We start from the raw sequence: 11,255 nt of genomic DNA, 5'->3' as shown, positions 1-11,255 counted from the left end.
GGGAGGATGAGTTAAATATATGATAGTCCCGCTGCCAGGAGAGTCTGCGCATAGTTTCATCCTTAGGCACCACATAATATATGGGGTTTGTGACATCTCTAATATTATTGGATGTTCCGGCAGATGGATACACACCCCCGGAGTTTTGCGCTCAACACTCTATTGGTATGAGCCATTTAGTGAACATAGCCTTTATCTTTTAGTTAAAAACTCCGGTATTGCTAAACCCAGCACTACGGTATTTTCTGATCCAAGGCTCATTACAAGAGGCCTCTCTGACGTATTCTATACAGCAAGGTCAACTGCTAAAAAGTTTGGTGATTACCCGATAGCCTTCTGTCCAACTTGCATACAAGAGCAGATCAAGCAATATGGTGCTGCTTACTTTAAGTACGACTGGCTAGTCGATCGCAAGTGTAGAATTCACAATGAAGTCTTGCTCGTTAAAGTTTTATTAAAACGAAATCATTATGCTGAGTTAAGAGCTGTTTTAGCTGGTAGTTTTCTTGGTTCAAAGAAACTGAGTTCACTCGTCTGTGACCGTCCTGCTTTGCCATGCCAAAGTGATGAAAATGTATTCAGCTTGAAAGCTGCTCCCTGTTTAGCACAAAGCTTATTAAAGTGGATAAGACGTAGACTCCATCTTCTCACTGAAGAGCTGGCGGAAGCTTCTGGGTATCGCAGTTTGAATGCATTGTCCTCCCATTTTATTCATGTTGATGGCAGATTTAAGGATACTCACCCAGTTCATCTCGGAAACTTGTTAAAAGGCTTATTTACCGTAAAGAGAGACACTTTCAGTTCGTTTATTGAGTGCTACGGAAAATGTATTGAGCTCAGGTTTGGAGTACGTGAGAAAGCATGTATATCTGCTCCTTTCTGGGTTGATTCAAGCAGGTGTTGCCAACGTTGCGTAGAAAGGAGATGTCCAAACTCGTCATTGATTTTTTCAACAAAGATTCAACAGGTTAATGTTCATGCTGAGCTACCAATCTGTGATACCATACTAATTCAAGAGCATGCGAAAAAATCACCATTTAGTTGTGACTCATTTCTGGACAGAAATCATTTAGCAATGAGAAATGAAACCTACCCATCGGATAACTTTTCGTATTCAAAAATGTAGAAAGCCACCGCTTCTATGCAGTGGCCTGTTGCTTATCTATGGACAAAAATGAGCTCGCAAATTTACTAGCTCTCGGACTAGCAGATGTGTTAAAAAGTAACGCTTTGCTAGCAGCATTAAAATCGTTGGATAGATTTAGCTACGCTCAAGAAAAATCGAGTTTTATTGTCTATTTGACGAACTTGTTAGCTCACACTTTCTTTTTCAAGCCACTTATTAAAACCATTTACTCTATCTAGCTCATCCCCTTGAAGGTTTTTCAAAAGTTTATTGATAGTAAATTGACTTTTTTTCAATTTTTTTCGTATATGGTGGTCTTTAAATGAGTCATCCAAATCATCAAAAGTATTTTTCATCTTTTCAAATGATTGTAATGACTCTCTATATTGTCCTTCTAGGGCAAGATTATCAGCGGTTCTGTAGTGAATTTGTATTTCTGTGTCGTAATACATTTTCTGCTGATGAAGATCACTTTGTTCAATTGAGCTTTCAATAGAACGAAGTGTTTGCTCTGTTCCCTTAAAGTTATGCTGAAACAAATACCCTCGAGCTAGAGCCAATGCAACATCTATAGAATCTCTATCAAGTTTGTGGGCTAGTTTGAATTGCTCAACTGCTTCATCAACATTCTCTTCTTCATGTAATAAAAATTTGCCAAACCAAAAGTGAAGTTGTGGTGTATCAGGTGCTAATACAATAGCTAATTCATATTGTTTTCTAGCATCATTTAAGTTGCCACTTTTTTGGTGGAAATAAGCCATAAACCTAGCAACTTCAAAGTAATCAGGTGCAAGTCTATGTGCCTCCTCAAGGATTGTGATTGCTTGGTTATGTTTTCCTGAACTTATAAACCCAAAAGAATCCATTAGCATTTTGACGATTATTCGGTCTGCCTTATCTCGAAATTTCACATTCTTTATAGAGTAGTTATTTCCGTTTCTTTTAGACATCTGCTGTTCAAACAACGAATTTAACTTATTTCGTTTATCCCTTATTAATTTTTGAAATTTTTGTGTTGGTTTGTGGTGTTTCCCTAAGTATGAACGGGCTAATTCAGAGAGTTCATAGGTTGTTTTAATACTTGCACCTTTAGATTTAGATGCTTGGCTAAGCATATTCGTTGCCATTAGCTCTTGAATAGACTTTTGTACTTCAAGGGAATTAAAACCATTTAAATATGCTAGTTCAGCAATATCTTTAAGTCCCGGTGCACACAGCAATGAAGATGTTAATTGTTGCGCTGATTCTGACAAGAAGTCATATACATTAGACATACAAAAATCCAGAAATAAATCTGAATTTTGAAGCACTGCTTCAGGAGCTTTACCAGTTTGAACACAACTTACAAACCACTTTATATAGCTAGGGTTCCGATGCATTCTTCCTACGTATCTTCGGCTAACTTTTTCTTCGATCTTTGCTAATGCATCAACCCCTCTAGCTTTAGCAGTACTTCTCAAAAGTTGAGAGGCGTAATTCTCTTCAATACCTTCCAACTTAACTGGGAATTCAAAAGCACCTAACCCTATCCTAGAAGTAATAATTATTTTACTTCCAATAGGCAAAGAACTGACGAAATTTTTGATATTATCATCAAGAATGGTTTCTAAATTATCTATAAATAATGCAATTTTAAAGTTCGCTAAGTAATCAATAACATCATCAAAGGATGAACTTTCACCTGCTGTTTGTGTTGATATTTCCTGTATAACGCCTAGTGAATCAGAGATTGCTCCATCAATTTCTTTTATTTCATTAACTGTTATTTGTGTTGTTTTTGACGTAACCCATACGACCGCATCAAATTTAGGGTTATCATCCTCAACTAACTCATATGCAACTTTTAATGCTAACGCTGATTTTCCGACACCGCCTTCACCTACGATGGAAATTACTGGGAATCCACCATAACAAAGTTGTTTTATCTTCTTGATTTCTTCGTCTCTACCGATAAGGCCCGTTTCATCAAAATCTGGCATCGGTAAATTGTGGCTTACCAAGCTAAGATCATCGTAGTTTTTAACTTCCAACCCAAATAAAAAACTTGAATCTTCACTTAGTTTATCGATAGTTTCAGTAACTTTGTTCCAAGAATACTCCGTTGATGTTTTTAGTCTTCCACATATTTCTGAGGTTTTTGTCAAATCATCAAAGTTCAAAGGGCGTATATGCATAACTCTATTTCTAATCGGAATAAGAGTTTCAAAATCTTTAGTCAATTTTTTAATGGAACTAGCTATATTGGATGGAAATTCTTTTTGATTGCTATTTATAGTCTGAAATGTGTCTCCCAGATCAAAGTAATCGACCATTTCATCTAAGGTAATGTCACCAAATACGGCCCCTATGTCCTTTTCAATACGACCAAGGCATCTGTCATGTAATTCGATTGGAAATAACGATTTATCAGATATATGGGATTTAATAATTTCTCTAAGGTCTTCTTCTACTGAAGAAATTAGAGCATAAACAGTCATTCGTGTTAAATTAAATGCCATGACATTTCCTTATAAGCTAACAACATATTAGTGCAAACATGCACATACCTGATAACAGGTTACACTAAGGCCCAGTGTTAATCATTTGATTTACTTAGTAAATGTGACCAATTGCATAGGCTTATACTAGAAAAACCAAACACTTCCTATTCTTCTGAAGTGTCGTTTTCTAGCCAAGGTGTTGGGCAGGTACCCCTCAGAGGTGCTCTTTGGGTCATTTACTGCAGTGATACACTGTATGAACATACAAATACAAATGGAATCGCAAGTATGTCCATGGGTTTGAAAAAGCATGAGAAAAAGTAAGTCAAAAGGGTACTCTGTTTGTGCATTCACCTAATCGACGAAACATGATGTATGGAATCCACTCTTCCCCTGCCAATCTAAACTTAGCAGGATGAGATAAATACCCGAGGGTTCCAACATGCTGACCAACAATGTTATTGCTATCGACTTAGCTAAAAACGTCCTTCAAATCTGCCATATCAGCGTTCATGGCGAGTTACTTTTTAATCGAGCTTTAAGCCGACAAAAAGCAAAAGAGTTTCTTACTACAACGAAACCATCTATCGTTGCGATGGAAGGTTGTTGTGGCTGCCATTATTGGGGACAGTTAGCTGAGAAATGTGGTCATGAGGTCAGAATTATTAATCCCAAGAAAGTAAAAGGCTACTTAGAAGGCCATAAAACCGACCACAATGATGCTCTTGCCATTGCTAATGCAGCTATACAAATTGGTATAAAATACAGCCGACCTAAAACATTAGAACAACAAGCTATGCACTCTTTGGAAAGCAGTCGACGCTTTTTATCTCGTAGTGTCGTATCACTTGGGCAGCATATCAGAGGAACGATCTTGGGCTACGGGATAGCAAACCCAAGAGGCGAAAAAGGATTAAAAGCCTCCATTCAATCCGTGTTAGATGGTGAAACTCCAATACCAGCTAATGTGGTTTCTGTTCTTGCCATGTTGTGGGAACAATACAAACTACTCAAGTCTAAATTAATTGAATTTGAAAAAGAGAAAAATGCCTTAACTCGCCAGATTGAACCATGCCAAAGATTAATGGAAATCGAAGGGGTTGGCGAGACAACAGCAGCGATGCTTTACACCACTCTTGGCGATGGCAAGCAGTTCAAAAATGGAAGACAAGCTTCAGCATTCGTTGGACTGACACCTAAGCAACATAGCTCGGGCGGAAAAGTGTTTATGATAGGAATTGATAAATGCGGAGGGGTTAAAGAATTACGTTCTTTACTTTATCTTGGGGCGATGTCCTACGTTGGCCGACTGCCAGAAACACCTAAAACTCAAAAAGACGCTTGGCTAGCTAAAATCATCAAACGCATTGGGTACAAGAAAGCCTGTATTGCACTCGCCAATAAAATAGTCCGAACAGCATGGGCAATACTTCGTTACGAAACTAAATATAAGCCAATATTGCTAACCAATTAATTAAACCAAATTTTACGAAATGATGATGCATAAAAGGTAAGACCAACCTACTGAAAACCTGACCATTCTGTCATGCTTAACAAGCTGTAAACTCGATGAGGACAGTAGGTGCGCAAACATCAAAGGTTAGAAGGTCGCTCCTTCACAAGAAACCGAATATACGTACGCATCTTAACTCTTTATTTGCCAAATCACTTTGTAAATACGTGGATTCCATATACAGAATGGGGCAATTCCGTTTTAGCGATCTGCCCCGTCATAAATCGTTTCTGGACATTTTCGTGTGTATGCGCCCCATGATTTGTATTGGCTTGCTATTTTATGTGTAACTGATTGATAGTTAATGTGTAATTAACACGAAATCAGTGTGTGCTCGCTATACTATGAGTATATCGCCCCTACGAACAAGCATACAAAATCTTGCATAATCATGACTGTATACATAAGTCCTGTGTGGGACAGTTGAACCTGACATGAAGATATTGAAAGACTTTAGCGTTTTTTCTGGTAATAGCGATGGGTCGACCACCTTAAACGATACATTTTCTAGGTTGAATTCTTTTAGTATAGGGAGCAACTCATCGAGATTTTCGTTCATCAGAGACCTCTTATGGATTCATGGGGAAGTGTAATTTTCTAGAAAGATAGATGGATTTCATGGATAAATGAGGGATAGTGATCAAATTTACACGGAAAGAATATTTACATGATTCATGTAAATTCACGTTTTGTGTAAATTAGGCTAAGTACAGAATCTATTTGTCTTAAAACGCAATTAGATACTTATTGCGCATTGAATGTGATGGTTTATCCCTCAAAAAAGCTGAAAATATCAGCCCATCAAGTTAGATTGGGAGATGATAGAGAATGAATCTGACGTTGTGAATAATATAGTGTACAAACTTTATTATTCCAAAATTGATTTAGTGTACAAACTTTATTGTGCCTAAACAAAGATCGGTATTGAAGCATATTAAACCCCGAAGAATGTTATTCAGTGAATTGCGGGGTTTTATTTGTTCTCTATCAGTTGAGAGTTCTTGGGAAACACGTTGGGATGGTGCTTACGCATATACCTTTGCTCGCCAATCATCTCTTTGAATGACAGGCCTTCCGATAGCAGGAAAATCACTTCATTACCGACCGTTCTCAGTACTTTGCCTTTAACTGGAATATTGGTGTCAAAGGCATTGAGAAGAATTTCACCTTCAACAGTGTCGTTGGGGCTAAACAATGAAGTATCACGCACAATCACACGCATGCCCTGTTCCGATATTTCGCTGACTTTAAACTCTTTGCTTTGAACTCGGAATGTAGGCATGGCGACTTTGGTCTTGTAACTTAGACGAAAATATTGTCTTTGCTCAGTGTGATTCGTCATCTTAGTTAATTTGGCTTTAGCCACTCTTCAAAATTAGGTAAAGACGCAGCAGAACATTTTTCTCTGCTCAGTTAGTTAAAGTTTATCTACTTTTCCTGATTTTTCGAAGCGAGTTCTCTATCAATCAGTCGTTATATAGGATGTTTGACAACATCGCGAAGAATTATTTCATTCAATTGCCTTAAGTAAAAATGATTTGTGTAATAAATAGCGACAGAGCGTAGTCAGAAAGATAGATTTCACATGGTATTTTCGTTTGTATATTGAAAATATAGTACTCTCTACTTTAATTAACGTTGGTTTACATAAACATATAACTATATGAATTTACGAAAACTCTTTTTTGTCTTTTTGGTATTAGTTTTCTCTGGTTGTGCCACTTATGCTGGGCTTAACTACGATGAACTGTTTGGTGCACCTGAAGTTCGAGAGCGTCAGGTGGCTTTAGACTCGCCTCAAGCTCAGTATTTTATGCAAGAGGTGAAACCCATCATCGATAACCGCTGTGTGGTTTGTCATGCCTGCTATGACGCACCTTGTCAGTTGAAACTCTCTTCGGTGGAAGGGATTGATCGCGGCGCAAGCAAAACCCAAGTTTATGAAGGGACGCGTTTAAGCGCGGCAACGCCAACTCGCTTGTTTGAAGATGCTCAAACAACCCAAGAGTGGCGTGATTTTGGTTTTCATCCTGTGCTGAATGAACGAGACCAAATCACACGGGCAAACCTTGAAGCGGGTTTGGTGGCAAGACTACTAAAACAAAAAGAGTTACACCCTCAGCAACAGCAAGATCAGCTGGAAGGGTTCGATTTTTCGATTTATCGAGAGCAGCAATGTCCGACATTAGAAGAGCATGAAGCTTACCAGCAGGATTATCCTGACTGGGGAATGCCTTTTGGCATGCCAAACCTCAATAAGAGTGAGTACAACAAGCTAATGGCATGGTTGGAAAACGGCGCTCAGATGAATGAACACATACCGCTGACAGCATCGCAACAGACCTTAGTTGATAACTACGAAACACTGTTAAATGCCGACGGTAAGAAGAACCAGTTAGCGGCTCGCTATATCTATGAGCATTTGTTCTTATTCCATTTATATTTCTCTGATCTGAATGAGAAAACTCCGCGTTTATTTACGCTTGTTCGTTCTGCAACACCACCGGGTGAACCTGTTAAACGTATTGCGACTCGTCGCCCATATGATGATCCGCAAGTTGACCGCGTTTACTATCGTATTATCCCTGAGCAAGGCACAATCGTTGATAAAACCCATATGCCTTATGCATTGAATAAAAAGCGACTTCACGATTGGAAAGCTTGGTTTATAGAAGCGGATTACAAGATCAACGAACTGCCAAGTTACGAGTCTTCGGTTGCGGCTAATCCGATGACGGCCTTTATCGATTTACCCGTCAATGCTCGTTATCGTTTCTTATTGGATAACGCTCAGAATACCGTTATGGCGTTTATTAAAGGTCCGGTCTGCCGAGGCCAACTGGCGCTAAACGTTATCAATGATGATTTTTGGGTCTTCTTCTTAGACCCAGACAAAGCCGACATTACTGAGGTCAACGAGTTTTACCGTTCTCAAGCGGATAACTTAAAACTGCCGGCGGAGCGTGAGGACACCATCAACCCAATTTCTACTTGGATTAGCTATGCCAAGCAGCAAGCTCGTTATCTGGAAGAGAAATCTGAGTTCACGGCTAAGCAATTTAAAGATGGCCGCTACGTGACGACGGATTTGATTTGGTCTGGTGATGGTACTAACCCCAATGCAGCGTTAACCATTTTCCGTCACTTTGACAGTGCCTCTGTGGCGCAAGGTTTGGTAGGGCGAAAACCAAAAACCGCTTGGGTGCTAGATTACGCTTTGCTTGAGCGCATTCATTATTTGCTGGTGGCGGGCTTTGATGTCTATGGAAACTTCGGTCATCAGCTCGTGACCCGTATGTTCATGGATTTCTTGCGCTTAGAAGGTGAAAGTAACTTCGTTACCTTACTGCCACAGAAAACACGACACGAGGAACTGTCGAGCTGGTATGAGGATCAAAGTGCGTATTTCACTGAGTTTCTATTGCGTAACGTGAAGCCATTTGATGAGCCGAGTAATATCGAGTACACCACGGATGACCCGAAATCAGAGTTGTTTGATAAGCTACGCGAACATGTCCAGCCAGTACTTAGTCAGCGATATGACATCGTTGATACTGGGTTTACCGCTGATCATGAATACGCACTTAACAGCATCAATTATATTAAAGGAGAGGGCATCCTACCGATCCCTCAGTTAATGATGCTGATGATTGAATCCAAGTCGGGCGAGTCGCAACTGTTTACTCTGATCCACAACAACGCTCACAGTAATATTTCCAGCTTGTTTGATGAAGAGAACAACCGAGTTCCAGAAAACGATACGTTAACCTTGGTAAGAGGTGTTTTGGGCAGTTATCCGGCAGCCTATTTATCGCTAAGAGAAACGGAAATTCCTGAGCTGGTGGCACGTTTGAAAACACTGGATGGTGAAGAAAGTTATGTTCAGTTACTGGATCGGTTTGCGGTTCGTCGCAGCTCACCAGACTTCTGGTCGTTCAGTGATAAAGTTCATCAGTGGTATAAGCAAGATCAGCCCATCGAGTTTGGCTTACTTGATTACAACCGGTTTGAGAACCGATAACCCACAGCCAAAAGAGAAGCCAGTCATATGACTGGCTTCTTTGCTTTTAACTCTGGGATAAAGATGCTTCTAAGTCGAAGATAACTAAGAATCTCCGGTTGCCAGTGAGCCTATCCGGCTGGTATTCACCACTTTGCGGCGTTCGCTCATGATGATCAGCAGACGTTGCAGAGCGATAAAGCTGAACAGCAAAATACCGACGATAATTTTAGTCCACCAAGAGCTCAACGTGCCGTCAAAGGTGATGTAGGTTTGGATAAGTCCTTGGATAAGCACGCCAAATAACGAGCCAAACACAGTGCCGACACCGCCGGATAGCAAAGTACCACCGATAACCACTGCCGCAATTGCATCAAGCTCAACACCGACAGCAGCGAGCGGATAGCCCGCAGAGGTGTAGATAGAGAACACAATGCCCGCACAGGTGGCCAAGAAAGTGGAAAGCATGTAGATACCGATTGTGGTGCGTTTCACCGGAATCCCCATCAACCCCGCAGAAGTCGCATTACCGCCAATCGCGTACACGTTGTTACCAAAACGGGTGCGGTGAGCCACAAGCATCCCGATGGCAACGACGATAAGCATTACCACTGCCAACAAGCTTAATCGACCACCGCCTATGATGTGCCATGAAAAGCGAGACATCTCACGATAGATAGGATGCTCAATTGGAATGGACTGCTCTGAGATTAAAAAGCTCACTCCGCGCAGAAAGAACATACCAGCCAGAGTGACGATAAAGGCTGGGATTTTTAAGGTATCGATAATCCAGCCCATTAAACCGCCAAACAATGAGCCCATCACCAATACCATGATAATGGCTGTGAAAGGGTGAACGCCCCATTCACCTATTACCGTGGCTAGGAAGATACCGGTAAATGCGACTACTGAACCCACTGACAGGTCAATACCACCAGAGAGGATGACGAAAGTCATACCAACGGCGAGTATGCCTAAGAAAGCATTATCTGTCAGAATGTTACAAATCACCCGAGTGCTCATGAAGGCTGGGAACTCTACCATGCAAAACGCGTAGCCAATCAGGAACACTGCGATGGTGATAAACAGAGGAAAGTTACGTTTTATCATCATCTATTTCCTCTTAATCAATTGAATAACTGTCGGGGATTGCAGTATCAACACGGTTAACACCACAAGCGATTTCACAATGTGGTTCCATTGCGGCTGATAACCTGACAACAGAATACCCGTGTTGATACTTTGGATGATAAAAGCGCCAACCAATGCGAGTAACAGATTAAAACGGCCACCCATCAGAGATGTTCCACCAATAACCACCGCTAAAATGGCGTCCATTTCTAACCATAAACCGGCGTTGTTGGCATCAGCGCCTTTGATATCTGCTGCGACAATGATCCCTGCGATAGACGCCATCACACCACTGATGACATACACAGACATCACAATTGCTGGGGTGTTAATACCTGCGTTTTTGGCAGCTTTGATATTGATACCCACAGACTCGATAAAGAGCCCCAATGCTGTTTTCTTGGTGAGTGCCCAAACAATCAATAAGGCACACGCCAACAACAGGATTGGGGTAGGGAAATAGAACAGTGAACCACTACCAAACCAAGACAAAGTGTCATTGTTAAAGGTGATGATTTGCCCTTCTGTGATGAGCTGTGCGACACCGCGCCCTGCGACCATCAAAATCAAGGTGGCGACAATGGGTTGGATTTTACACACCGCAACAAGGAAGCCGTTCCATAAACCACATGCCACACCCGCTAACACTGAACAGAGCAGAATGGTCGCTGGCGCATAGCCTTGCTCTGCCATACTAGCCAGCACGGCTCCGCTTATCGCCATCACCGCACCGACGGAAAGGTCGATACCGCCAGTTGCGATAACCAGTGTCATCCCGATGGTAAGCAGTGCAACAGGTGCACCGCGGTTAAAAATATCGATGACACTGCCAAACAAACGGTCATCTTGAATGTGAATAGAGAAAAAGTTATCAGCAATCAAACTGTTCACAATGAACAGCAGAATAAGAGCAGCAAGCTGTGGCGTGCCTTTTGGCAGTGTAAATCTATTGCGCTGCTCGGGCTTCTTGACTGACTGCAGTGGATTGAGCGTATTCATAATCAC

The 11,255-nt window shown here is 41.0% G+C and carries 7 protein-coding genes; 3 read left to right on the top strand and 4 right to left on the bottom strand.

What is annotated here, in order from left to right:
• Positions 1–145: 145 nt before the first annotated feature.
• Positions 146–1,126: a hypothetical protein gene (locus tag AAGA51_RS15035; protein WP_156102091.1), complete on the top strand. Its 981-nt coding sequence runs from the start codon at positions 146–148 to the stop codon at positions 1,124–1,126.
• Positions 1,127–1,311: 185 nt separating this feature from the next.
• Here the strand turns inward: AAGA51_RS15035 and AAGA51_RS15030 are convergent, their stop codons facing one another.
• Positions 1,312–3,624, bottom strand: a complete 2,313-nt coding sequence (locus AAGA51_RS15030; protein WP_042490054.1) for a tetratricopeptide repeat protein — start codon at positions 3,622–3,624, stop codon at positions 1,312–1,314.
• A gap of 424 nt (positions 3,625–4,048) precedes the next feature.
• On the opposite strand from AAGA51_RS15030, the gene AAGA51_RS15025 reads away from it, so the two are divergent.
• A complete protein-coding gene (locus AAGA51_RS15025; protein WP_042490479.1) occupies positions 4,049–5,080 on the top strand; it encodes an IS110 family transposase in 1,032 nt (343 codons plus the stop codon).
• 1,012 nt (positions 5,081–6,092) lie between these two features.
• Here AAGA51_RS15025 and AAGA51_RS15015 read toward each other — a convergent pair.
• Entirely contained in the window at positions 6,093–6,461 is a 369-nt protein-coding gene (locus AAGA51_RS15015) for a PilZ domain-containing protein (protein WP_042487866.1), read from the bottom strand.
• Positions 6,462–6,782: 321 nt separating this feature from the next.
• Here AAGA51_RS15015 and AAGA51_RS15010 point away from each other — a divergent pair, with 321 nt between their 5' ends.
• The gene (locus AAGA51_RS15010; RefSeq protein WP_042487869.1) at positions 6,783–9,140 is read left to right on the top strand and encodes a fatty acid cis/trans isomerase; all 2,358 of its coding nucleotides are present in this window, start codon (positions 6,783–6,785) and stop codon (positions 9,138–9,140) included.
• 84 nt (positions 9,141–9,224) lie between these two features.
• Here AAGA51_RS15010 and yjfF read toward each other — a convergent pair whose 3' ends face one another.
• Both yjfF and ytfT read right to left on the bottom strand, forming a co-directional pair.
• Positions 9,225–10,232 (bottom strand): galactofuranose ABC transporter, permease protein YjfF, encoded by a 1,008-nt coding sequence (yjfF, locus tag AAGA51_RS15005; RefSeq protein WP_255209400.1) that lies wholly within the window; start codon positions 10,230–10,232, stop codon positions 9,225–9,227.
• A complete protein-coding gene (ytfT, locus tag AAGA51_RS15000; protein WP_042487872.1) occupies positions 10,233–11,249 on the bottom strand; it encodes a galactofuranose ABC transporter, ATP-binding protein YtfT in 1,017 nt (338 codons plus the stop codon).
• Between the last annotated feature and the right edge of the window lie 6 nt (positions 11,250–11,255).

It is taken from the genome of Vibrio diazotrophicus, from assembly GCF_038452265.1.
GTDB lineage: Bacteria > Pseudomonadota > Gammaproteobacteria > Enterobacterales > Vibrionaceae > Vibrio > Vibrio diazotrophicus.
Note: the sequence above shows the minus strand (reverse complement) of the source record. Positions and strands in the feature narration are given on the sequence as shown.

Excerpts from the sequence above, each read along its gene's own strand:
- AAGA51_RS15030 (WP_042490054.1), bottom strand. The coding sequence starts at position 3,624 with ATGGCATTTAATTTAACACGAATGACTGTTTATGCTCTAATTTCTTCA.
- AAGA51_RS15025 (WP_042490479.1), top strand. The coding sequence starts at position 4,049 with ATGCTGACCAACAATGTTATTGCTATCGACTTAGCTAAAAACGTCCTT.
- AAGA51_RS15015 (WP_042487866.1), bottom strand. The coding sequence starts at position 6,461 with ATGACGAATCACACTGAGCAAAGACAATATTTTCGTCTAAGTTACAAG.
- AAGA51_RS15010 (WP_042487869.1), top strand. The coding sequence starts at position 6,783 with ATGAATTTACGAAAACTCTTTTTTGTCTTTTTGGTATTAGTTTTCTCT.
- yjfF (WP_255209400.1), bottom strand. The coding sequence starts at position 10,232 with ATGATGATAAAACGTAACTTTCCTCTGTTTATCACCATCGCAGTGTTC.
- ytfT (WP_042487872.1), bottom strand. The coding sequence starts at position 11,249 with ATGAATACGCTCAATCCACTGCAGTCAGTCAAGAAGCCCGAGCAGCGC.